Genomic DNA, 22737 nt, shown 5'->3' with positions numbered 1-22737 from the left:
AACCTGAGGCTAACATGACTTTTACAGCCTAAGGGTTTCTTTGCAGTGTCTTGAAAGACTGTAAAATTCAAACCAAGAATTAAAATCAAAATTAATCCAAATGAAAAAATTATTTCTTTCGATGATGGCCATTGCCGCCCTCACCATGGTTTCCTGTGGAGATGACGACGGCCCCAGTGAACCTGCAGCTACTTGCTCAGATGGGATCCAGAACCAGGGCGAAACAGGCGTTGACTGTGGCGGCCCGAATTGCCAGCCCTGTACGGTTGAACCGACCTGTACGGATGGGATCCAGAATGGAGATGAAGAAGGGGTGGATTGCGGCGGTTCGTGCCCCAACTCATGTGATACTTCAGGGGTAGTTGAAGTTACCACCAATATTACTTCAGATGTTACCTGGACCTCCAATAACATTTATGAACTGCAGGGACGTATCGCCGTTACCAATGGCGCTACCCTTACCATCGAGCCGGGAACCATCATCAAGGCCTTCGCCGGAACGGGTGCCAATGCTTCCGTACTTATTGTCGCCAGGGGCGCTCAGCTGAATGCCGTGGGAACTGCAAGCAGCCCGATAATCTTTACCTCTATTGCCGATAATATCGAACTCGGTCAGACTGCAGGCACCAACCTCAACGAGAACGACCGTGGCCTCTGGGGCGGACTGATTGTCCTTGGAAATGCCCCGGTATCCCTTGACGGCGATGCAGAATCAGCCCAGATTGAGGGAATCCCTGTAACTGACCCCAACGGACTGTACGGGGGCTCCGATCCTGATGACAGTTCAGGGAACCTGCAGTACATTTCCATCCGCCACGGAGGCGCGCTGATTGGTGAAGGCAACGAGATCAACGGCCTCACCCTGGGAGGTGTCGGTTCCGGAACCATCATCGACAATATCGAGGTAGTTGCAAACGTGGATGACGGGATCGAATTCTTCGGGGGCAACGTGGACGCTTCCAACCTCTTTGTATGGGCCCAGGGAGACGATGCCATCGACATTGACCAGGCCTATTCCGGAACCATTACCAACGTAGTGGTTGTTCAGGGAGACATTTCAGACCACGCCTTTGAAATTGACGGCCCTGAAGGTTCCCTGCAAGGAGCCTTCTTCCTCACCGATGCCACGCTTTTTGGCCTGGACGCCAATGAAGCCGATGGGGAGGTTGCCGACTACCGCGACAATGCCCAGGGCACCACGCGCAATGTGCTGGTCACTGGCTTCACCGGAATCGGTGATGGACTGCAACTCTCCGATGTGGAGCTGGACAACGACGGTGTTGCCAATAACTATACCAATGGTCTTCTGGTCTTCGAAAACTGGGAAGTCGTGCTCCCGACAGGAGTAACCACTTCTGCAGAAATCTTCGACGACAGGTCTACCATCGGATCCACTTTCGAAGCAGACGCCGCCACATTCTCCTCCGCTGTGGACAACAATGGTGCCGCCACTGTGGGAGCAGACACCTCTGCCTTCTCTTGGACCTATTCCAATGCCAAGGCCGGTCTTGGATTCTAATTTGCTGTTCCGAAAGTAACAGTCTTAATACAGTTGCTCGCCGCACCCTCTGCGGCGGGCAATTGTTTTATACAGGATTTAAACACTTAGTAATGAAATTACATTCCATTTTCTTTACCCTCCTTTTTTTAACCACATCCTTTCTCAGCGCTCAGGAAGGCGTCATCTCGGGGACGATCAATGACGGGGAATTCAATGATGTTCTGCCTTTTGCAAATGTCCTGATCAAAGGGACCACCAAAGGGGCCACGTCCGATTTTGATGGAAAGTACCAGATCGACATTGAACCTGGCACTTATACTGTGGTTTTTTCCTTCCTGGGGTATGAAACGAAGGAAATCACCGGAGTTGTGGTGACCGCGGGTAAAGAAACGACCATCGATGTCACCCTGAACCCGGCCTCCAACCAACTGGACGAAGTGGTGGTAACCACTTCGGTAACACAAAACACGGAAGCCTCCGTACTTAATCTGCAGAAACGTTCGGTAGCCCTTTTGGATGGCTTGTCTATCCAAAGCATAAAGAAAACCGGCGCGAACGATATTGCCAGTGCAGTGCGAAATGTACCCGGGGTTTCCGTCCAAAACGGGAAATTCGTCTATGTCAGGGGCCTGGGGGACAGGTATACCAAGTCGGTACTTAACGGCATGGATATTCCGGGGTTGGATCCGGACCGCAATACCCTCCAACTTGATATTTTTCCGACCAATATCCTCGACAATATCCTGGTGGTAAAATCATCGACGGCAGACCTGCCGGCAGATTTTACGGGAGGGGTAATCGACATCGTCACCAAGGACCTCCCTACCCGCCCTGAGTACAGTGTTACTGCAGGTGTTTCCTACAACTCCAGCATGCACTTTAATGACAATTACCTGAGTTATGAGGGAAGTGGGACGGATTTTCTCGGTTTTGATGATGGCCTCCGGGATCTGCCCATAGCTCAGAGCACGAATATTCCTATCCCTGCACAAGATGGGGTAACCGTTCGGCAATTGACCCGCAGGTTCACACAAACCATGGCCGCACAGCAGGAACAGAGTTTTATGGACTTCAATTTCGGGTTTACAGCCGGAAACCAGTTCAACCTGAATGAAGAAGGAGATTTAAGGTTGGGCTACCTGGCCTCGTTTTCTTATCGGAATACGACGGAATACTTTGAAGACTATATCGATGGACAGGTATTCCGGAAAGACCCGCAGTTTTCAGAGAATGAATTGATCACTGACCGGACACAGGTCGGAGACCTGGGGGTAAATAATGTCCTCTGGAATGCGCTTGCCGGGTTATCCCTGAAGTCGCCTTTATCCAAATACAAGTTTAATGTTCTGCACATTCAAAATGGGGAATCCAATGCGGCATTACTTATCCAGGAAAACTTTAATGTCAACTCAAACCTGAACAAGCGAGACGCTCTGGTTTATACGGAGCGCTCAATTACCAACGGACTGCTTAGCGGATACCATACCAATGAAGATGCCAGTTGGTCTGTGGAATGGAAATTTTCGCCTACTTTGTCCAGGATCTACGACAAGGACTTCCGGGTGGCGCCCTTCCGGATCAACCAGAACGGCACCTTTACCATTTCACCTTCCGAATCCGGAGATCCCACACGGATCTGGAGGGACTTGCAGGAAATAAATCTACCAGGGAAATTGGATATCACCCGCAAACATTCGCTGTTTTCGCGGGATGCCAAGTTCAAATTCGGGGGGGCGTACACCTTCAAGAACAGGGAATTCGTTGTTGACCAGTTTTCCTTCCCGGTCCAGTCGAGGGGAGGCAATTTCAGCCTTACCTTTGAAGGCGATGCAGACCGGATCCTCGCCCCGGAAAGCATTTATGCCCTCGATACCCAGCAGGGAACCTACGTCCGGAGGGATTCCAACATCTCCGACACCTTTGATTCGGATATGACCATTTGGGCAGGATACCTTTCGGAGGAATTCAGGCTTACAGATCGTTTCAATGCCATCCTCGGGTTGCGTTTCGAGAAATTCGACCTGGTCTATACCGGGGAATCACAGGTAAGGGGCACCTTTGATAATGAAAAAATCCTCGATAAAGCCGATTTCTTCCCTTCAGCGAATTTCATATATGACCTGAACGAGGACGCCAATAGGAAAGTCCGGGTTTCCTATTCCAGGACCACGGCGCGGCCCTCATTCAAGGAGGCATCGATTGCCGAGATTTTTGACCCGATTACCAGTACGTTTTTCATTGGAAATATCGATCTGCAGCCCACCTATATCAATAACTTCGATGTGCGGTATGAAAGCTATGGAGAAGGCACTAACTTTTTTGCGGTCAGCGGATTCTACAAGACGTTCCAGGACCCGATTGAACTTTCGTTTATCAGGGAAGCACGGGGGCAATTCATTCCCCTCAATTTAGGGGACGCTACTGTCTTTGGGGCCGAACTGGAATTCCGTAGGAATCTCGGGTTTATTCCGGGTTGGAGAAACTTTAATGTCAATTTGAACTTTTCCTTGATCGAATCCCAGCAGAATTTCAGCGAAGATGAAAGGGAGGCGCGGGAAGACAACCTCCGGGAAGGGGAAACACTGGCGGATAACCGGCAATTGCAGGGGCAATCCCCCATGTTGCTGAATTTCGGCCTGGATTACGATAATCCTGAAAACGGTTGGCAGGCCGGAATATTCTACAATGTACAGGGGGAAACGCTTCAAATCGTTGGAAACGCCGATATTCCGGATGTTTTCACCCAGCCTTTCCACAATTTAAATCTCAATGTCAGTAAATCCTTTGGAAAGGAACAACAAAGCAAGATTTCGCTGAGGTTCAGCAACATCCTGAACGACGAGATTGAAAGCTTTTATAAATCTTTCAGGGCCACAGACCAGGTTTTTTCCAGGAGATTTCCCGGCCAGGCTATTTCCTTAAGCTATAGCCTGCAATTCTGACCAAAAGGCAGGGAGGATTCCCCGGCCAGGTTATGGTTCCACCTTTGACTTCAGGTGGAACCTTTTTTTTGGGGCCAAAAGGGATTTCCTTCCAGGCCTGAAAGTCTTATTTCATAACTTTAATTTAACTTATCTGTAGGCAGATAAGTTGAATTTTGTGAATATTTAACCCGATGGGAGATAACCTTTACCTGTTCATGATCGTTGCCCTTGGCGTACTCGCCATTTCCGACCTGGTGGTCGGGGTCAGCAACGACGCTGTTAACTTCCTCAATTCAGCCCTTGGCTCCAAAGCCATCCCCTTCAGGACCATCCTGGTGGTGGCCAGCATTGGCATTGCCCTGGGGGCGATCTCCTCGAGCGGCATGATGGAAGTCGCGAGGAAGGGGATCTTTAACCCCGGGGAATTTTACTTCTCCGAAATCATGATCATCTTTATGGCGGTGATGATCACCGACGTGCTGATCCTCGACTTTTTCAATACCCTCGGGATGCCGACTTCCACCACGGTATCCATTGTTTTCGAGCTCCTCGGTGCCGCCGTGGCCATTACCCTGGTCAAGATTTCCAAAACCGGTGAAAGTCTGGTGGACATAGCCACCTATATCAACACGGAAAAGGCCACCGAAATCATTGTGGGTATCCTCCTCTCCGTGGCCATAGCCTTTACCATAGGATCCATTGTGCAGTTCCTGGCCCGGTTGTTCCTCACCTTCGATTTCCATAAAAAATCCTCCTGGAAGGCCTCCCTTTTCGGAGGGTTGGCCATTACCGCGATCATCTACTTTATCCTGATCAAAGGCCTGCAGAGTGCGGCCCTGTTCAATGGGTCGCTGTTGGGGTTTGTCAACGAGCAACCCTTTGTGTTCCTTTTGGCGAACGTAGTTTTGTGGACGGTCTTTTCAAGCCTTTTCCAGAGGGTATTTAAATTAAATATTTACAAACTCGTTATCATTTTCGGCACCTTTGCCCTGGCCATGGCCTTTGCAGGGAATGACCTGGTAAATTTCATAGGGGTCCCCATCGCGGCCCTGCAGTCGTACCAGGACTGGCAGGCTTCAGGGGTCGATGCAGCAAGTTATTCCATGGAGGGCCTGGCGGCCGCCGTACAAACGCCGACCCTGCTGCTGCTGTTTTCAGGGGTGGTGATGATCCTGACCCTGTGGCTTTCGACCAAAGCCCTCTTTGTCACCGAAACGGAAATCAACCTGGCCCGGGAAGGGGAAGGGGAAGAGCGCTTCCAGCCCAACTTCCTCTCGCGACAGATTGTACGGCTAAGCGTGCTCGCGATAGAGAACCTCTCCGTTATCCCGCCGAAGCATATACAGGAAGCCATTGGGCGTCGGTTTGAACGGACCAGCACCTATACTTCCCGAATCACCTCCAAAGACCGGCCAGCCTTCGACATGGTAAGGGCTTCCGTAAACCTGATGGTGGCCAGCGTGCTGATTTCCATTGCCACCTCCATGAAGCTGCCCCTCTCCACCACCTATGTGACTTTTATGGTAGCCATGGGGACCTCCCTGGCAGACCGGGCCTGGGGTTCCGACAGTGCGGTCTACCGGGTGGCAGGGGTGCTCAATGTTATCGGGGGGTGGTTTTTTACGGCCATCAGCGCATTTGTTGGAGCGGCACTGGTGGCGTATATCATCCACCTGGGTGGCCTCTGGGCCATAGGGTTGCTCTTCGTTTTCTCAGTCTTTATCCTGGTCCGCAACTATATCAACCACAAAAAGCGCAGCAAAAACCTGATCGAGGAGTTTAAGTTGCGCAAGGCCGAGAGCCGGAACATCAAGGGCGTAATCTCCGAAAGCTCCCAGAATATTGCGCACGCCATAGGCCGCGTCAACAAAATCTACTCCTCAAGTACAGAAGGCCTGGTAAAACACGACCTGAACCTCCTGAAGAAAAGTACGAAAGGCATCCGAAAGCTCGATAAGGAAGTTGAAAGCCTGCGGGAGAACATTTTCTACTTCATCAAAAACCTCGATGAGGGGAGTGACGGGACCACCGATTTCTACCTCCAGGTGCTAAGGCACCTGCAGGACATCACCCAATCCCTGGAACACATTTCCAACGCCGCCTTCAAACACGTAAACAACAACCACCGAAAGCTGCGGTTCAGCCAGCTGAAAGACCTTAAAGAAACAGACAAGTTCGTTTCAGCATTCTTTGAAGGGGTGGAAAAACTCTTTGAAAAAGGGCGTTTCTCCGACCTAAACACTACCCTGGTGAAACAGGAGGCCCTGCTGAAACAGGTCGACGACAAGATCCGATTGCAGATCAAGCGGACCCGGGAGACCGAAAACAGCCCGAAAAACACAGCCTTGTATTTCAACCTCCTGCAGGAAACGCGCGATTTGCTGGAGGCCACCTTCCGCCTGCTGGAGCTCTACGACCTCCACGCAAACAAGGTCAAGGTAGATTTCTAAATGAAAAAAAGGCCCGCAGGATTGCGGGCCTTTCCTTATTTATTAAAGGGGTCTTTACTTGTTTATGGCCACCGAACGACCATTGTTCCATCGAACCACGCTTACGATCTGGTTGTCGTTGTAATCCACCTCCTGAAGGTCTTCCTGAGTCCAGAAAAACCATTTCCCGGTTTTTACGCCAAACCGGTACTGGCCGGCAGCTACTTTTTTCCCGGCGACATCATACATCACCCAGTCTCCATGGAGTTTGTCATCCAAAAAATACCCTTGCTGGGCTATATTCCCATTTTCGTGAAAAAAGGTCGCCTTTACCATTTCCCCGTCTTTCTCGTATACCGGGGTGGCCCCCTGTGCCTGCATATAAAGTGCACCACATAAGCCCATCACTATGCTCAAAATCGTTTTCATATCCCTGTGGTTTAATTGTTTGTACTTAACCTTAACGTAACAAATATACATATATTTTACATTCAATATACTTTTTGCTTACTTTTTGTTTACATTAATTTTACATTAACCACGTATTTAACTGTAATACAACTTTTTATAATATTTATTCCCGGCAACTTTAATAGGCAAGATTTAATTTTCCCGGGCGGCAGGCTATGGGTTCTCCCTGGCGGCACCGGACCCGGATAGGGGTTCCGGCCTTCCCGGGGCGCCTGCCAGGCTCCCGTTTACATAGAGCACCCTGGCGATAAGGATGAGGTTCTGTACCATATCCCCGAGATGGTCGTGGTCGTTGACCAGGGAGGATGCCATTTCCGGGGTAATCTCGTTTGAGCGTATCAACTGGTCAATTTCCCGGTTCCCCACCTCGATGTCTCCTGTAGCCTCCCGGGAGAGGGTTTCAAGGGTGTTCGCATAAGAAGCCTCTTCCCCTTTTGAGGGATAGCCTGCAATGGCGCGCAACACCTTTACCATTTTTTTGCGAATCCGGTCATATTGGCGTAGCATTTCCGGGTGTGGGTTTTTCAGGTAATAGGTGACATTCCGGTGCAGTTCGTTCGATTCCTTGATCACTTCCACCATTTTCCGGTTGGCCAGTTTCAATTCCGAAACCCTCCCGTGCTGCGCCTCCGAAAGGGGGAGGTCGCTCTGGGCGTGAACGGCATAGGCAATGATCTCGCTGTAAATCCGCTTCACCTTGGAGAGGTACAGTTCCCTTACGTCGGCCCCCAGGTCTTCCCTTGACCCCCGGACCACTTTCTTGACTTCCAAAGGCGAAAAAATATCCTTGCGGTGCATGTTCAGGGCGTGCGCCACAATTTCCACGACCGCATGTTCAAAAAGGTGGCGCGACTCCTGCTCCAGGGCTGCCAGGGCGGTCTCCGGATACTTCAGGGCTTCTTCCCTCAGGTACTTGGGTTCCTCTATTGGCCGCTCCGGGACGGCCTTCTCGGGGAATATCCACGAAACCAGGCGGGCCATCGGCCTGACGAACCAGACCATTATGAGGGTATTGGCCAGGTTGAAAGCCGTATGAAAAAGGGAAATGCCCACGGGGGCCGCTGCAGCAACGGCATACGGGGAAGGAGACCCCAGTTTTCCTTCCAGCCAGGCAATCCCCTGCAGGAACGGATAAAAAGCGGCCAGCATCCAGACCACCCCAAACAGGTTAAAGATCAGGTGGGCCATCGCAGTGCGCCTGGCCCTGAAATTCCCCACAAAGGCTGCGAGGTTTGCTGTGATCGTGGTCCCGATATTCTCTCCAAGGACCATAGCTGCAGCCATTTCAAAGGGGATCCACCCCTTGGCTGTCATCAGCAGGGTGACGGCCATGGTGGCGCTTGATGACTGCATGAGCACGGTGAGCAGGGTGCCCGCCAGCAAAAAAAGCAGGACCGAGGCAAATCCATGCGAGGTATATTCCGTGAGGAAGGCCAGGGCCTGCGGGTTTTGCTCGATGTCGGGAAGGGCCTCCTTCAGGAATTCAATCCCCAGGAACAGCAGGCCAAAACCGATAATAAACCCTCCCCACTGCTTCCACGATTTCTTCTTCAAAAACATGAGGATGGCCCCCAGGCCCACCACGGGGAGGGCCACCGCGCTCATGCTCACCTTGAACCCCAGCATGGCGATAAGCCACGCCGTGACCGTGGTGCCTATATTGGCCCCCATGATGACGCTGATGGCCCCGGTGAGGGTGAGCAGGGAAGCATTTGAAAAGCTTACCACCATGAGGGTGGTGGCTGAAGACGATTGGATCACGGAGGTAATCAGGAACCCCGTGAGGATGCCCCTCGGGCGGCTGGAAGTCATTGTGGCCAGGATCGCACGCATCCGGTCTCCGGCCAGTTCCATAAGGGCATCGCTCATGACCTTCATCCCAAAAAGGAAGAGGCCCAAAGCCCCGATCAGTTGCAGGATATCCCCTATTCCGTATTCCATAAGCGCGCCTCATGAGTGGGTTTAATTCCTTCTCAATCTACGTTAAGATAACGTAAATTTTTGTAAATTTTCCGAAAAGACCCCCATGGCACTCCCCAAACCCCTGTTGATCGTGCTCCTTACGGGTTTGGGATTTCTGCCCTGCGAGGCGCAGTCGCTGCCGGCTTCGGAAATCCTCGGCAAAAGCATCCGCCACCACGATCCCAACGGGGTCTGGGGCAGGTACCGCGGTAGTTTTGCGGTGCTGCTGGAAACCCCCGGGGAAGCCCCGCGCACCAGCAAGATCCGGATGGACCAGCCCGCTTCCCGCTTTCGCCTCGAAATGACCCGGGGCGAGGTCGCGAAGGTTTATGAACTGGCAGGGGACAGCTGTTCCCTGCAATATAACGGAACGCCGCAGTTTTCAGAAGAAATCGCCAATAAGCACCGGCTTACCTGCGACGCGGCCCGGATGTATAAAAATTACTATTCTTTTCTCTACGGCCTGCCCATGAAACTCCGCGACCCGGGGACCCACCTCAGCCCCGAAGCGCAGCGGGTGACCTTCCATGGAAAGAGCTACTGGGTAGTGGAAGTGCGATATGATCCGGAGGTGGGGAAAGACCTCTGGCACTTCTACTTTAACCCTGACACCTTTGCCCTTGAAGCCTACCAGTTTTACCACGACAAGGCCCTGAACGACGGGGAATACATCCTGTTGGAAGGGGAACACCCGGTGGGCGGCATGCTACTTCCCAAAAACAGGTCCTGGTACACCAACCTTGAGGACAAATTCCTCGGAACTGACATCCTGCAGGATTTTTGATGCATTTCATCGATAATATCCCGTGAACAGGAGGCGCCCAGCGTTTTATCTTTTACTTTTCAATTATGGTAAACAAAGGGGGCATTACCGTACAGGGCTTCGAACAATCCTTCCTGAAGACCCTCGAAATGGAAACAGGCACCTTCCATTTCTACGAGCAGGTGGTCATCGGGCAGGTGCGCGAAGGCATGCAGGTCACCCTCGACAACACCCTCCCCCTGCTGTCCCATGCCTGGGAATTGTACCGAGATAAAAAGATCGTCTACATCTCCGACCGGAAAAACTCCTATTCCCTCGACCCGACCATGCATATGGAACTGCTGAAACTGGTCCCTTTCCTGGCAGGGTATGCCTGGGTGGTCTACAACGACCTCACCGAACGGGTGGCCCACCTGGAAGCGCGCTTCCTGGGATGCCCCACGGCCATCTACCGCTCCATGGACCCGGCCCTGCTATGGGCCCGGGGCCTGTTGCAGCAACCAGAACAGGCCTGACCTGCTTATTTTAATTTGCCGAAGGTTCGGTTAGTTCATATCCCTGGCGGATCCCTTTTTCCACGGCCGGGACCCCGCGTTGCATCCAAACCGGCAAGGGGGCCCCTTTCAGGTAATGGTCGAAGAACTGCGCCATACGGATATTGAAGTCCTCGCGGTTCTGCCGCTTCAGGGGCCAGTGGGGCTCTCCGTTGTAATTCAGCAACCACGCCGGCTTCCCCAACCGGCGCAGGCTCATGAACATCTCGATGCCCTGGTACCAGGGCACATGTCCGTCGGCATCGTTGTGCATAATCAGCAACGGGGTTTCTACCTTATCCATGGTAAAAATCGGCGAATTCTCGAGGTAGCGCATCGGGAATTCCCAGGGGGTACCCCCGATCCGGCTCTGGGTGTGCTCGTACTGGAACTGCCGGCTCAGGCCGGTCTGCCAGCGGATCCCCCCGTAGGCGCTGATCATATTGGGCACCGGGGCCCCGGCCTCCGCGGCCCTGAACAGGTTGGAGCGGGTCACCAGGTAGGCGATCTGGTAGCCGCCCCAGCTGTGACCCTGCAGGCCGATCCGTTCCGGGTCCACAAAGCCCTTTTCAATAAGGGAAGTTACCCCCGGGATCACGCAATTGTAGGCACTCTCCCCGGGATAGCCGGTGCGGTATTGGATGTCGGGGTTGAAAATGAGGTAGCCCCGGCTGGCATAAAAGGAGTAATTGATGGTAGACCGCCCCGGGGCCGGGGCGCGGTGGCGATAAAGGCCCTCGGAACTTTTCTCGTAAAAATTCACGATCATGGGGTACTTGCGCGAGGGGTCGAACCCCTCGGGTTTTACCAATAGGCCGGTAAGTTCCATCCCGTCCAGGGAAGTCCATTTCACCTGCTCGATGCTGCCCCATGCATAGGCCTCCTGCTGCGGGTTGGCCACGCTGATGCGGGTGGGTTGCTGAAAATCGGGGCCGCTTGCCCAAAGGTCCGGGAACTCGCGGAACGATTCCCGGGTCCAAAGCAGTACCGGGGCCTGTTCGGCCCTGACAGGGGTCCCAAAGTGATACGGGCCGCTCAGGAGTGGGGCCACAGCGCTTCGCCCGGGGTTTAAAGAAGCAAAACCTCCGGCCTTGTCGTCCTCCCCGAAGGTGCGGAGCAACCATTCCTGTTTTGGGTCCAGGGCACGCGCCTCCGGGTCCTGTTTGATATACCGGTATTGTGTACGGGTTTCCCGCCCCCGCGTCAGGCGCTCCCCCTTTCCGGTTTTCGGGTCGAATTGCCAGAGGTCGTAACGGTCGTAGAGGACCAGGCCGCGGTCCCCTTTGGTCCATCCGGCCAATCCATAGGGCCATGGATGGCTGGGGGAATCGTGGAGCTCATCGTAAAACGCCCTGCCCCGGGTAAGCTCTATATACCGGTCGTCCGCGATATGGTAGGCGAACCAGGTGCTGTCTGCCAGGTGGTATCCATAAACATAGCTGCCTTCGGGGCTGAGCTCCACCTGCCCGGCCACCCCTTCGATGATTTTTTTACGCGACCCGTCCCTGAGGTCTACCAGGGCGTAATCGCGGGCGCGAAGTCCCGTCCACTGGCTTTGCAAGGCGTAAGGTTCCTGGGTGCTCAAAAGGGCGTAATGGGCGTTCCCCTCGGCGCCCAGTTCCACCTCGGGATACTCCGGGTCGGCCAGTTGCCGTATTTTTCCGTCAGACACATGGAAGACAGAAGTGTAGGCCCTGGTCGTGTCGGCCTTCACCTGCATTTCCTGTACGGTATACAGGCGGGGCTCATCGTAGGTCCACACTTCTACATTCACGATTTCCTCTTCTGCCAGGGCCGTGTCTTTCAGTACCGGGGGCGGGGCAAGGCCAAAATACATCCGGGATTCGTCTTTGGAAAAATGCAGGTCGGCGTAACGCGATGGCTGCAGGCCCCTGGGGTCGGCCTTCGGGCCGGCCAGGATTTCCGCCCGGTCCATTTTTTCGTTCCAGTAATACAGGCGGGTGGGCCGCAACTGCACTTTGGTGGTATCCTCGTCGGTAACGAACCCCAGGTGCTCCCCCGAGTCGCTCCAGCCTACCTGGTAATACCTGGCTTTACGGCCCTGGTGTACCGTGAGCAGCCGGTCTTTTTCAAGGTCGAGCACATGCAAGGCGGCATCGGGCTCCTGAGCATTCCCCGAGGTGGAAAAGGCCAGCCGTTTCCCCTTTTTGGCAAAGGTATACCCGGTAACAAAATGGAAGGTATCCTGCCTGCCGGTGGCCAGTTCGCGCACGACCAGGGGATATCCGGTTTCCTTGCCGGGCTTGCGGGTCTTTTTGGGGGTATTCCCGGGGGTGGTGTCCTTCTCCTTCTCCGGTTTTTCGTTTTCGGGTTCGTATTGCCAGGCGATGAACCCCGACCATTTATCGGGTACTTTGAAGGACTTTATGCGCCCGATCCGTTCCAACCGCCCGTCAGCTAAATCAAAAATGCCCAAACTGTCCAGGGGGAGGTCCTTTTTCTTAACCTTCCTGCGCTTCATGGCCAGCACACTGTCTTTCCAGGCGCTAATGGAAAATACGGCATACCTCGAATCGTGGGTAAACCGTCCGTCCCGAGCCCGGTCGTACTGCAATACCGGGGTGGCATCGGCCTTTTTGATGAACAAAAAGCGGTCCGCTTCGCCCCGCTCGAGGCTGTACATCACATGGGTGCCATCAGGAGACAGGGTTTCCTGTTCAATGGTGTTCCAAAGGTCGAAGTCGGTATGGTCAAGGATTTTTTTCTGTCCCCACAACTGGACGCTTGCAAGCAGAAAAAACGCAGGAATAAGGAATTTCATCGGATCGGGTAAATTGGGTTCAGTTAAAGATAGGGTTAATGGTGTTTCCCGGAAAACACGGGCGGGGTTAGCGATAAAAGTTCATTTCATCCATATACCGCCACACCCCTTCGGGCAGGAGGGGACGGATATTTTTGCCGGCCCCGTGCTGCTCGCGGATAAAGGTGGCGGAAATTTCCATCACGGGGGCATCCACCCTGTGGATCCCGGGGTGTTCCCGCAAGGCAGGAGGTATGGTCCCTTTAGAGAGGCGCGGATATACATACAGCGGGTAGTATTCCAAAATGGCTTCGTAGTTCTTCCACTTATGAAACCCCTTTAGGTTGTCTTCCCCCATGATCAGGGCAAAGCGGTGCTCCTTTCCGTACTGCTCCTGCAGTCGGGTTAGGGTGTCGATCGTATAGTTCGGCTGGGGAAGGTGGAACTCGATATCGGTAAGGCTCATTTTCGGGTATTCCCTGATCGCCTCATAGACCATCTGGTAGCGGTGGGTATTGGCAAGTAGGGTCTGTTTGGCCTTGAAAGGGCTTTTGGGGGTGACCACAAACCAAACCTGGTCCAGGTCGGTGAATTCGGCCATATGGTTGGCCAAAATCAGGTGCCCGATATGGATGGGGTTGAAAGTGCCGAAAAACAGGCCTGTCTTTTTCATGGGTCCTGGCTTGCCGGGGGCTATTCGCCCGGGGGTTCGTCGGTGTGGCCCTTGCTGATGAAATCAGCCACAAGCTGGCGGGCTTCCTTCAGGGCGGTCTCCAGGTCGTAGTTCTTGATTATGCGGTCAAACTGTGGGGCGGTGGCGAGTTCCACCGAAGCTTTGGCAATGCGCATGTTGATTTTCTCGTCGCTTTCGGTACTCCGCTTTTTCAGCCGGATCTTCAATTCATCCACGCTCGGGGGTTTGACAAAAACCGCCAGGGTCTGGTCGGGGTACTTCTTTTTGATCCGAAGGCCGCCCACCACATCGATGTCGAAAATTACGTTCTTTCCCTCGGCCCAAAGCCGCTCCACCTCCGATTTCAGGGTCCCGTAAAAATTGTCGCGATAGACTTCTTCCCATTCCAGGAAATCCCCGTTCCTGATGTGTTTCTTAAATTCGGAAATGGTCATGAAGTAATAGTGCTCCCCGTGCTTTTCCCTGGGGCGCCGGGGCCTGGAAGTCGCTGATACCGAAAACGCCAGGTTCAGTTCGGGCTGGTCGAGCAGGTACCTGACTATGGTGGTTTTCCCGCTGCCGGAGGGAGCCGAGAAGACGATAAGTTTTCCGCCGTCCATCAGAGTACGTTCAATAGTTGTTCCTTTATTTTCTCGAGTTCGTCCTTCATCTGCACCACCACCCGCTGCATGGGGGCATCATTGGCCTTGGAGCCAATAGTATTGATTTCCCGGCCGATCTCCTGGCAGATAAACCCCAGTTTCTTGCCATTGGAGTCTTCCGAAGCCAGGGACTGCAGGAAATATTCCAAATGCTTGGCCAGGCGTACCTTTTCCTCTGTAATATCGTACTTTTCCAAATAATAGATCAGCTCCTGTTCGAAACGGTTGGGATCCACGGCCTCGCGCAATTCCGACACGGCCTTCTCCAGCCGCTGGCGAACAGCCCCCAGGCGGTCGAGGTCAAGTTCCTCCACCTGCTTCAGATAGGCCTGGATGGTTTGGATGCGCGCGGTGAAATCCACTTCCAGGGTACGGCCCTCCTCGGAGCGGAAACGGTTTACCTCCTCGAGCCCCAGGCGGAGTGCCTCCAGGATAACCATCAGTTCTTCCGGGTCCATTTCCTCCCGCTCGGTGCGAAGGGTATCGGGGAGCCTCAGGGCCATTTCAAGTAAACGAAGGTCATCGCCCCCGGCAATGTTCCCCAACTGCCCCATGTAGTCGCGCACCACCGCCTCGTTGATCCGGCTCGAAGCCGCTTCCCCGTTGGCCTCCACATACAGGCCAAAGTCGATCTTCCCCCGTTCCAGGGCCTGGGCAATGGTATTTCGGAAGGCGAGTTCCTTTTCCCTGTAGGCCTGGGGGATGCGGGTATTGATGTCCAGGCTTTTGCTGTTGAGGGATTTGAGCTCCACCGTAATTTTCTTCCCGGGCAGCTGTACCACGTGCTTTCCGAAGCCGGTCATCGATTGGATCATACCTGAAAGGGCTAGTTGGCCAAAGGTAGTAAAATTTAAAAAGGACAGAAGCAGCCTTATGGGCTGCTTCTGCTTTGGTTGGCTATTCAAGTGGAGGGTGGGTCAGTGCCTCCCAAAAGGACCCCAAACTCTTATTCCGGCATGAAAATGAATTGGACATCGGCCGGCATTTCGCCCAGCACAGTGTACTTTTCCTTCATGGGGTAGCTGTTCCCTTCACGATCGGTAAATACTTCCAGGATTTCGTATTTGACGATGTTCCAGCCTTTTTTGAAATCCAGGTCGTACTCCATTGTTGTTGTATAGAGTTCCTCAACGTTCATCGCATAGGCATCGGAACTGCAGCTGCCTTTTACGCTGGCAGGCTCCTCCACGAAATGCCATTCCAGGAAGTACCCCGGCTTAAAATTATAGGGTTCCATGCCCTCGGCAAATTCCAGGGAACTGGCGGCCATCAGGTAGCCAAATCGCTCTTCCCTTTCCATGCTGACCAGGTCAAAGCTCCCCATGGCGGGAAAGCCGGAAATGGGCTGGGCGCCGCCGGTGATCTCAAGGTCACCTCCAGTACAGGAATATCGATCCCCCAAGATGGGCAGGGAGGCTTTCCACCCGCCAGAAGCCGAGGCATTGGCTTCTTCGACCTCTTTTCTGGCCTGGGCCAGGAAATCAGGGGGCAGGGGGATCTCCAGGCGGCCCTGGTCGTCGAAAGTCCCCAGGACCTTTGGAGGGCCCATCATAACAAGGGCGACTTCGCCGGAACCATTGGACCAATTGGGAATGGTACCCGTTATGGTCCCCTGGGCATAGATGGCATTTCCAAAAAGGGCTACTGCCATCAGGGTAAAAATTCTTTTCATGTGCTACTGAGTTTAGGTTTTCTTAAAAATACGTTAACGACTCCATGGCCCGGGGCAAAATTGTGGTATCTGGCAGCTTCCCTGTACAGGGTGTATCCTTAGATGTATCTATGGCAAAAAAAGGTGAATATCCCGTCCCGGCGGGCGGGGGCTTAAGGCCCGGGGTCGGGCCGTATATCCAAGGGGGATTACAACTCCCGCACCCAGATGTTGCGATAGCTGACCCGGCTGTTGTCGCCGTGGTCCTGCAGCCGGATGGGGCCCTTTCCATGGGGCTCGTTTTTGGGCCAGCCGATGTAGGGGGTGGTCCCTTTGATTTCGGCGTGGTCCTGCACCAGTACCCCGTTGTGGAGGACCGTCAGGGTCCCCGACCGGATTTTTTCGCCCTGGTCGTTAAAGGCGGGGGCGCGGTAAATAATATCGTAGGAATTCCACTCCCCGCTGGGCACCGAAGCCATGGCCAGGGGGACGTGCTGTTTATAGATGGAGGCCACCTGCCCGTTTACATAGGTGGTATTGTCGTTGTTGTCCAGCACCTGCACTTCGTAAAGGTTGTTCAGGAAAACCCCACTGTTCCCGCGGCTCTGGCCTTCCCCCTGCACCTCAGCCGGCGAGCGCCACTCGATATGGAGCTGGAGGTCCCCGAAATTCCTTTTGGTCTGGATGTCGCCTGTTTTGTCCTTTACCGTCATGCTACCGTCTTCATTCAGATGCCAGACTACTTCACTGCTGTCGCGGGTCATGACCCACTCCCCGAATCCGCTGCCATCAAAGAGCACGATGGCATCGCTCGGGGCCCCTGACTGGCCGAAAGGGGCCACTTTGGGGGGCACCGGTTCATAGGCTTCGGTTTGCTGCGGCCGGGTAGGTTCCTCACCCTGGTATTCCGGATACACAATGGGCTGGGGGCCCTGGGGAGCCTCAGCGGTAGGTGCCTTTGTTTCCCCGGTGCATCCGGCCAGCAACATTCCCCCGACGAGGGCATATATCGTATACTTCATGCTATAACGGTTTGATTTTAATATTGCGGAAGGCCACCGGGTCGCCGTGGTCCTGCAGCCCGATCTTACCGGTATGGAATTCCCCAAAGCCCTTCCATCCGTTGAACTTAGAATTGGCCACCATGGCCTCCCAGGCTTCGTTGGCCAGGGGGAAGGTGACGATTTCGCTGCCGTTCAGGCGCACGCTTCCCCGGTTATTGCCGTAGTCCACCGTAATCTCGCAATGGTTCCACTCCCCGGCAGGGCGGGTTACATCCCTTGCAGGGGCGACCATGTCGTACAGGGCGCCCGCCTGGTGGGTGGTCCCGTTTTTGGCGTCGGGGTGCCTTTCATTGTCCAGCACCTGTATTTCAGGCCCGGTCTGGTAGGGTTCCCTGTACCACGGGTCTTCCTGTACCCCCCAGAAAATCCCGGAATTCCCTCCCTCGGAGATCTTCCATTCCAATGACAGGACAAAATTCCTGAAATCCTGTTTTGTGACCAGGTTATGATTGTCCACCAAAGGTTTCTCCGGGGGATAAAAGACCAGGGCCCCGTCCTCTATTTTCCAGGAAGGGGGCAGGTCTTCCCTCCCATATCCCCTCCAGGCATCCAGGGAGGTCCCGTCAAACAATACGATCCATTCCTGTTGGGACCCTGCTTCTTCCATGCTTAGTTCTGCAGTTTGCAAGGTATTTCCTGAGGGGCGTTCCTTGCAGGCCGTCATGGCCAGCAGGGCAATGACCCCAATGAGTTGTTTTCTTTTCATGTCTTAGGTGTCCTGGCCGAGGATTTTACGAAGGACCTCCCGGTCGATTGCACCCCCCGCAAAATCATCAAAGGTTTTTTGGGTGGCTTCTATGATATGGTCCTGAATGAATTTGGCCCCTTCCCGGGCCCCCTGCTCGGGTGACTTGATACAGCATTCCCACTCCATGACGGCCCACACATCGCAACCGTACTGGGTCAGTTTGGAGAATATGGTCTTGAAATCAATCTGGCCATCGCCCAGCGACCGGTACCGGCCCGCCCGGTCCGCCCAGTCGTTGTAGCCCCCGAAGGCGCCCTTTTTACCCGTAGGGTTGAATTCGGAATCCTTCACGTGGAAGGCCTTTATAAACTCGTGGTAGTGGTCGATGTAGGTGATATAATCCAGTTGCTGGAGCACGAAATGGCTGGGGTCATAGAGGATGTTCACCCTGGGGTGGTTCCCCGTGGCCTCCAGGAATCGCTCAAAGGTATCCCCGTCGTGCAGGTCTTCCCCCGGGTGGATTTCATAACACACATCCACCCCTTCCCGGTCGAAGTGGTCCAGGATGGGCTTCCACCGCCTGGCCAGTTCCTCAAACCCCATTTCCACCAGGCCGGCCGGGCGTTGTGGCCATGGATGCCACGTATGCCAGAGCAGTGCCCCCGAAAAGGTGGCATGTGCCTTTATCCCCAGGCGCCGGCTTGCCGTGGCGGCCTTTTTCACCACCTCCACCGCCCATTCGGTGCGGGCCTTCGGATTGTTCTTTACGGCATTGGGCGCAAAGTTGTCGAACATCAGGTCATAGGCCGGGTGGACGGCAACCAGTTGCCCTTGCAGATGGGTGGAAAGTTCAGTGATTTCCAGGCCATAACTGTTGATTTTGCCCTTAAGCTCGTCGCAGTACTCCTGGCTTTCCGCTGCCTTGTCCAGATCGATCAGGAAATGCTCCCAGGTGGGGATCTGGATGCCCTTGTATCCCAGGTCGGCCGCCCAGCGGCACATCCCGTCAAGGGAATTGAACGGTGGTTTGTCGTCTACGAACTGCGCCAGGAAGACAGCGGGTCCTTTGATTGTTTTCATGGATTCTGTGCTGGGTTTTATCGGTTCATTCCCCCTGCCGGGATTGTGAAATATACCCTATATTTAGCAGGGATTTCATAGATGGATACGCCGTGAAGTGGCGTTATAAATATAGAAAAACCCTGACATATATCCCCCCGTGGAACAAACCTTCCTGCATTTTATGCCGGGATCCCGTGCCGGAAAACCGGGTGCAGGACCAAAAGGTGCAGGAGGGCCGGGACAACACCGTTGAAACTGATGAAAAACAAATCTGCCAGAACCCTGTGGGGCGACTTCCTTGACCAGCACCTCGAATACGCCTTCGCCCCGGAACCCCGGGTAACCCAGCTACGGGACATCCAACAGGAGGCGAATTCTGCCCTGCAGCTCGTCCTGGAAGGAAAGAAACGGGCCAGGTCGCATTCCCTGCTGGGGCTTCAGTTCCGAAACGAACCGCTACCCCGCATCGGCGACTTCACCATCTTCACGGATTGGGAAGGGAACGCTCAGTGTGTCGTCCGCACCGTGGGGGTCACCCTCAGGCCCCTCTTTTCTGTCCCTGCGTCCCATGCAAAACTGGAAGGGCAGGGCGACGGTTCCCTGGAGTCCTGGAAAAAATCCCACTGGGAATATTTCACCCGCGAGCTCGAACCCTTCGGGAAAACCCCGACCGAGAGTATGATCGTGGTATGCGAGGTATTCGAAAAGGTATACGGGAGGGGTTGACGATGCCCTGTCAATCCAGGTCGACCCAAATATTGCCCCCTTTGTGGGAAGCCACGGTCGCTTCAATAAAATCGAGCCCCCTTACCCCATCCGTAATCGTTGGGAATTCCCCGTCGTTGTATGCTTCCCCCCGAATAGCCCTGGCCACGCCCCGGTAGATATTCCCCATGGCGTCAAAAATGCCCTCGGGGTGGCCGGGGGGCAGCTTGGTGCCGTCGAGGGAGAGGGGGGAATTGTAGGCATGCCCGGGCTTGTACACCTGCAGGGGGCCTGAATCGGAGAGCCGGTACAGGAAATTGGGGCGTTCCTGTTCCCAGCGCAGCCCGCCCTTTTCCCCGTAAATACTAATGGCCAGGCCATTTTCTTCCCCGGTGGCCACCTGGCTTGCCCTGATGACCCCTTTCACGTGTTTGTCGAGCCGGACCAAAACAGTGCCGTCCACGTCCATCTGGTTATCATCGTAGAGGTAATTGAAATCGCAAAGCAATGACCTGATCTTCAGACCGGTGGTATATTCAACCATGTTAAAGGCATGCACCCCGATATCGCCCATGCACGAGCTGATCCCTGCTTTTTTGGGGTCGAGCCTCCATACGGAGGAGCGCTTTTCCTTGTCGTGGATAATGGGGTTGATCCACCCCTGGTAGTACTGTGCATCGACCTTATGGATCCTTCCGAGTTCCCCCGCCCGTATCATTTCCCGCATCTGGCGAACCATGGGATAGCCCGTATAGGTATGGGTAACGGCAAATACGGTGCCCGCACTGCGCTGTGCGTCCTCGAGGATTTTCGCCTCCTCGTAGGTGGTGGTCATCGGTTTTTCGCAAATGACGTGGAACCCGTGTTCCAGGAGCTTTTTAGCCATAGGGAAGTGCAGGAAGTTCGGGGTAAGCACGGCGCAAACCTCCATGCGCTCCGATTCCGGGAGCTTCATCTCCTCTGCAACCAGGGTGTCGAAATCTGGGTAAATCCGGTCGGTGGGAAGGTCTATTTGCCGGGCGAAGGCAAGGCTTTCTTCATGTACCGGGCTGAATACCGCCCCCACAATTTCATAACTGTCAAACATGTGGGCGGCTACCCGGTGGAGGACCCCGATAAGGGAGTCACCCCCGCCGCCCAGGATACCCAAACGTATTTTCCTTGGCATAAGTTTTCTCTTTAATAGTTACGCTTTGTATTCTATGGTTTCATTCCTGAAGAAAATCGCAAAAACGATGGAGACCCCCAGGGCAAAAATAGCCGGGAAGGTCCAGATGGTGTTCCAGTCGTGCATGTTTTCCGAAAGGAGGTTCATGTCGTAGATCTTGCCGGCCACCCAAAACCCTATCAGCATCCCGAATCCGTAGGTCGCCAGGGTGATCAGGCCCTGGGCTGCACTTTTGTATTTAGGGCCGGCCTTGGAATCGGTATAAATCTGACCTGAGACAAAAAAGAAATCATAACAGATCCCGTGCAGGGCAATCCCCAGGATCAGCATAAAGGCCAGGTCCCCGGCATTGCCATAAGCAAAAAGGGCATAGCGGAGGGTCCAGGCGAGCATCCCGGCCATAATGGTTTTCTTGAACCCGAATTTTTTAAAGAAAAAGGGCAGCAGCAGCATAAACAGCACCTCGGAGGCCTGCCCAATGGTCATCTTCCCGGTGGGGTTCTCCACCCCGATTTCGGCCAGGAACGGGTTTGCATTCTGGTAGTAAAAAGCCAGGGGGATACAGATCAGGATGGATGAGATAAAGAAGATCAGGAAATTCCGGTCCTTCAGCAGGCCCAGGGCCTCGAGGCCGAGCAGTTCAGAAATGCTCGCTTTCCCTTCCCGGTTGGCCTTTGGGGGGGTTTTGGGCAGGAAAAAACTGAAGAGCCCCAGGAAGGCCGAAGCTACAGCGACCAGCAGGAAGGTGTTTTTAAGCATGCCTTCCCCCCTGGCTTCGGGGGAATCCCACAGGAACACATAACTGATCAGCAACCCGGCAACGATCCAGCCGACGGTACCAAAAACCCGGACGAAGGAAAATTCCTTGGCAGGGTCCTTCATCTGGTTGAAGGAAATGGAATTCACCAGGGCCAGGGTGGGCATATAAATGATCATATAGCCGAGGACATAAGGGTAAAACCCGGCGAAATCAGGGGCGCTGTACATCTGGTACATCAGTACTGCCCCGGTCAGGTGGAGTACCGCCAGGATGCGTTCGGCATTGAAATAGCGGTCTGCAATGAGGCCTATGATAAACGGGGCGATGATGGCCCCCCAGGACTGGGTGGAAAAAGCCATGGATATTTCGCCCCCATTGGCTTTAAGGTTGTCGCCCAAAAAGGTGCCCAGGGTGACGAACCACCCCCCCCAGATAAAAAACTCCAGGAACATCATCAGGGAGAGTTGGAACTTAACAGCGGTTTTCATGTGTTTGGCTGGTTTAGCGTTTGTAGACAATATAATCCAGGGATGGCGGTTCCAGGCCCTCCGCCCGCAAAGCTGCCGTGATTTGAGCGCGGTGGTGGGTCGAGTGGTTGATGATGTGGAACAGGATGTCCTGGAGCGTATTTGAAAAAACCCGTCCTTCCGAATTCTCATAATTCACCCGCCTTCCCAGGGGATCGGCATTGGTGATGATCTCGAAAGAATTGCGCTGGTTGTCGTAATGCAGGTCTGCCCAGGCGGGCACCTCGTGCAACTGCCAGGGCCCGAACTGGGGCGCTACGTCCATGATCCTGGCGTTCCAGTTATGGTGGGCGTTCAGGACATGGCAGAAAAGGCGTTGAATGCCGTCTGGCACCACCTCGAGCCCGGTACAGGCCTCAATGAGCTTTTTATTGCAATAATAATTGTAATCGTAAAGCTCGTTCAGAAATGCTTTCATAGACCTCCTGCTGGC

Annotated in this window: 19 protein-coding genes; 6 read left to right on the top strand and 13 right to left on the bottom strand. The window is 54.1% G+C overall.

Features of this window, described 5'->3' with window-relative positions; all coding sequences use genetic code 11:
• The first annotated feature begins 100 nt into the window (after window positions 1-100).
• The 3 genes from NG653_RS05880 (at window position 101) to NG653_RS05870 (ending at window position 6875) form a co-directional block, all read left to right on the top strand.
• A complete protein-coding gene (locus NG653_RS05880) occupies window positions 101-1519 on the top strand; it encodes a beta-helix domain-containing protein (protein ID WP_252740751.1) in 1419 nt (472 codons plus the stop codon).
• Window positions 1520-1611: 92 nt separating this feature from the next.
• Entirely contained in the window at window positions 1612-4443 is a 2832-nt protein-coding gene (locus tag NG653_RS05875; RefSeq protein WP_252740750.1) for a TonB-dependent receptor, read from the top strand.
• Window positions 4444-4616: 173 nt separating this feature from the next.
• Complete coding sequence (locus NG653_RS05870) at window positions 4617-6875, top strand: inorganic phosphate transporter (protein WP_252740749.1); 2259 nt, start codon at window positions 4617-4619, stop codon at window positions 6873-6875.
• 54 nt (window positions 6876-6929) lie between these two features.
• Here the strand turns inward: NG653_RS05870 and NG653_RS05865 are convergent, their stop codons facing one another.
• Window positions 6930-7283, bottom strand: coding sequence for a toxin-antitoxin system YwqK family antitoxin (locus NG653_RS05865; protein WP_252740748.1), 354 nt, complete (start codon window positions 7281-7283; stop codon window positions 6930-6932).
• Window positions 7284-7478: 195 nt separating this feature from the next.
• Entirely contained in the window at window positions 7479-9266 is a 1788-nt protein-coding gene (locus NG653_RS05860) for a Na/Pi cotransporter family protein (protein ID WP_252740747.1), read from the bottom strand.
• 85 nt (window positions 9267-9351) lie between these two features.
• Between NG653_RS05860 and NG653_RS05855 the strand changes: the two genes are divergently transcribed.
• Window positions 9352-10071 carry a DUF6503 family protein gene (locus tag NG653_RS05855; protein ID WP_252740746.1) on the top strand — a complete coding sequence of 240 codons (720 nt, stop codon included), beginning with the start codon at window positions 9352-9354 and terminating at the stop codon, window positions 10069-10071.
• A gap of 65 nt (window positions 10072-10136) precedes the next feature.
• Window positions 10137-10565 (top strand): hypothetical protein, encoded by a 429-nt coding sequence (locus NG653_RS05850; protein ID WP_252740745.1) that lies wholly within the window; start codon window positions 10137-10139, stop codon window positions 10563-10565.
• A gap of 10 nt (window positions 10566-10575) precedes the next feature.
• Here NG653_RS05850 and NG653_RS05845 read toward each other — a convergent pair whose 3' ends face one another.
• The 8 genes from NG653_RS05845 to NG653_RS05810 all read right to left on the bottom strand — a co-directional run bounded on the left by NG653_RS05845 (window position 10576) and on the right by NG653_RS05810 (window position 19162).
• A complete protein-coding gene (locus NG653_RS05845) occupies window positions 10576-13365 on the bottom strand; it encodes an alpha/beta hydrolase family protein (protein WP_252740744.1) in 2790 nt (929 codons plus the stop codon).
• A gap of 67 nt (window positions 13366-13432) precedes the next feature.
• Window positions 13433-14017, bottom strand: a complete 585-nt coding sequence (nadD, locus tag NG653_RS05840) for a nicotinate (nicotinamide) nucleotide adenylyltransferase (RefSeq protein WP_252740743.1) — start codon at window positions 14015-14017, stop codon at window positions 13433-13435.
• 20 nt (window positions 14018-14037) lie between these two features.
• Entirely contained in the window at window positions 14038-14637 is a 600-nt protein-coding gene (gene gmk / locus NG653_RS05835) for a guanylate kinase (RefSeq protein WP_252740742.1), read from the bottom strand.
• Window positions 14637-15494 carry a YicC/YloC family endoribonuclease gene (locus NG653_RS05830; protein WP_252740741.1) on the bottom strand — a complete coding sequence of 286 codons (858 nt, stop codon included), beginning with the start codon at window positions 15492-15494 and terminating at the stop codon, window positions 14637-14639. Before NG653_RS05830 ends, gmk begins: the two co-directional genes overlap by 1 nt.
• Before the next feature lie 131 nt (window positions 15495-15625).
• Window positions 15626-16351, bottom strand: coding sequence for a hypothetical protein (locus NG653_RS05825; protein ID WP_252740740.1), 726 nt, complete (start codon window positions 16349-16351; stop codon window positions 15626-15628).
• A 188-nt stretch (window positions 16352-16539) separates the two neighbouring features.
• The gene (locus NG653_RS05820; RefSeq protein ID WP_252740739.1) at window positions 16540-17352 is read right to left on the bottom strand and encodes a 3-keto-disaccharide hydrolase; all 813 of its coding nucleotides are present in this window, start codon (window positions 17350-17352) and stop codon (window positions 16540-16542) included.
• Window position 17353: 1 nt separating this feature from the next.
• Window positions 17354-18100 (bottom strand): 3-keto-disaccharide hydrolase, encoded by a 747-nt coding sequence (locus NG653_RS05815; RefSeq protein ID WP_252740738.1) that lies wholly within the window; start codon window positions 18098-18100, stop codon window positions 17354-17356.
• Window positions 18101-18103: 3 nt separating this feature from the next.
• Complete coding sequence (locus tag NG653_RS05810; RefSeq protein WP_252740737.1) at window positions 18104-19162, bottom strand: sugar phosphate isomerase/epimerase family protein; 1059 nt, start codon at window positions 19160-19162, stop codon at window positions 18104-18106.
• Window positions 19163-19402: 240 nt separating this feature from the next.
• Here NG653_RS05810 and NG653_RS05805 point away from each other — a divergent pair, with 240 nt between their 5' ends.
• Window positions 19403-19870: an ASCH domain-containing protein gene (locus NG653_RS05805; protein ID WP_252740736.1), complete on the top strand. Its 468-nt coding sequence runs from the start codon at window positions 19403-19405 to the stop codon at window positions 19868-19870.
• 10 nt (window positions 19871-19880) lie between these two features.
• Here NG653_RS05805 and NG653_RS05800 read toward each other — a convergent pair whose 3' ends face one another.
• The 3 genes from NG653_RS05800 to NG653_RS05790 are packed head-to-tail and all read right to left on the bottom strand — an operon-like array spanning window position 19881 to window position 22722.
• Window positions 19881-21017 carry a Gfo/Idh/MocA family protein gene (locus NG653_RS05800; RefSeq protein WP_252740735.1) on the bottom strand — a complete coding sequence of 379 codons (1137 nt, stop codon included), beginning with the start codon at window positions 21015-21017 and terminating at the stop codon, window positions 19881-19883.
• Window positions 21018-21035: 18 nt separating this feature from the next.
• Window positions 21036-22265, bottom strand: coding sequence for an MFS transporter (locus NG653_RS05795; protein ID WP_252740734.1), 1230 nt, complete (start codon window positions 22263-22265; stop codon window positions 21036-21038).
• A gap of 13 nt (window positions 22266-22278) precedes the next feature.
• Complete coding sequence (locus NG653_RS05790) at window positions 22279-22722, bottom strand: DinB family protein (protein ID WP_252740733.1); 444 nt, start codon at window positions 22720-22722, stop codon at window positions 22279-22281.
• Window positions 22723-22737: the final 15 nt, after the last annotated feature.

This window comes from Robiginitalea marina (assembly GCF_024006985.1).
Taxonomy (GTDB): Bacteria; Bacteroidota; Bacteroidia; order Flavobacteriales; family Flavobacteriaceae; genus Robiginitalea; species Robiginitalea marina.
This window is presented reverse-complemented; position numbering and strand designations above follow the sequence as displayed.

What these genes read in the sequence shown, in the direction of transcription:
- NG653_RS05880 (WP_252740751.1), top strand. Translation starts at nt 101, where the DNA reads ATGAAAAAATTATTTCTTTCGATGATGGCCATTGCCGCCCTCACCATG.
- NG653_RS05825 (WP_252740740.1), bottom strand. Translation starts at nt 16,351, where the DNA reads ATGAAAAGAATTTTTACCCTGATGGCAGTAGCCCTTTTTGGAAATGCC.
- NG653_RS05805 (WP_252740736.1), top strand. Translation starts at nt 19,403, where the DNA reads ATGAAAAACAAATCTGCCAGAACCCTGTGGGGCGACTTCCTTGACCAG.
- NG653_RS05870 (WP_252740749.1), top strand. Translation starts at nt 4,617, where the DNA reads ATGGGAGATAACCTTTACCTGTTCATGATCGTTGCCCTTGGCGTACTC.
- NG653_RS05875 (WP_252740750.1), top strand. Translation starts at nt 1,612, where the DNA reads ATGAAATTACATTCCATTTTCTTTACCCTCCTTTTTTTAACCACATCC.
- NG653_RS05860 (WP_252740747.1), bottom strand. Translation starts at nt 9,266, where the DNA reads ATGGAATACGGAATAGGGGATATCCTGCAACTGATCGGGGCTTTGGGC.
- NG653_RS05815 (WP_252740738.1), bottom strand. Translation starts at nt 18,100, where the DNA reads ATGAAAAGAAAACAACTCATTGGGGTCATTGCCCTGCTGGCCATGACG.
- NG653_RS05855 (WP_252740746.1), top strand. Translation starts at nt 9,352, where the DNA reads ATGGCACTCCCCAAACCCCTGTTGATCGTGCTCCTTACGGGTTTGGGA.
- NG653_RS05795 (WP_252740734.1), bottom strand. Translation starts at nt 22,265, where the DNA reads ATGAAAACCGCTGTTAAGTTCCAACTCTCCCTGATGATGTTCCTGGAG.
- nadD (WP_252740743.1), bottom strand. Translation starts at nt 14,017, where the DNA reads ATGAAAAAGACAGGCCTGTTTTTCGGCACTTTCAACCCCATCCATATC.
- NG653_RS05865 (WP_252740748.1), bottom strand. Translation starts at nt 7,283, where the DNA reads ATGAAAACGATTTTGAGCATAGTGATGGGCTTATGTGGTGCACTTTAT.
- gmk (WP_252740742.1), bottom strand. Translation starts at nt 14,637, where the DNA reads ATGGACGGCGGAAAACTTATCGTCTTCTCGGCTCCCTCCGGCAGCGGG.
- NG653_RS05845 (WP_252740744.1), bottom strand. Translation starts at nt 13,365, where the DNA reads ATGAAATTCCTTATTCCTGCGTTTTTTCTGCTTGCAAGCGTCCAGTTG.
- NG653_RS05830 (WP_252740741.1), bottom strand. Translation starts at nt 15,494, where the DNA reads ATGATCCAATCGATGACCGGCTTCGGAAAGCACGTGGTACAGCTGCCC.
- NG653_RS05800 (WP_252740735.1), bottom strand. Translation starts at nt 21,017, where the DNA reads ATGCCAAGGAAAATACGTTTGGGTATCCTGGGCGGCGGGGGTGACTCC.
- NG653_RS05820 (WP_252740739.1), bottom strand. Translation starts at nt 17,352, where the DNA reads ATGAAGTATACGATATATGCCCTCGTCGGGGGAATGTTGCTGGCCGGA.
- NG653_RS05810 (WP_252740737.1), bottom strand. Translation starts at nt 19,162, where the DNA reads ATGAAAACAATCAAAGGACCCGCTGTCTTCCTGGCGCAGTTCGTAGAC.
- NG653_RS05850 (WP_252740745.1), top strand. Translation starts at nt 10,137, where the DNA reads ATGGTAAACAAAGGGGGCATTACCGTACAGGGCTTCGAACAATCCTTC.
- NG653_RS05790 (WP_252740733.1), bottom strand. Translation starts at nt 22,722, where the DNA reads ATGAAAGCATTTCTGAACGAGCTTTACGATTACAATTATTATTGCAAT.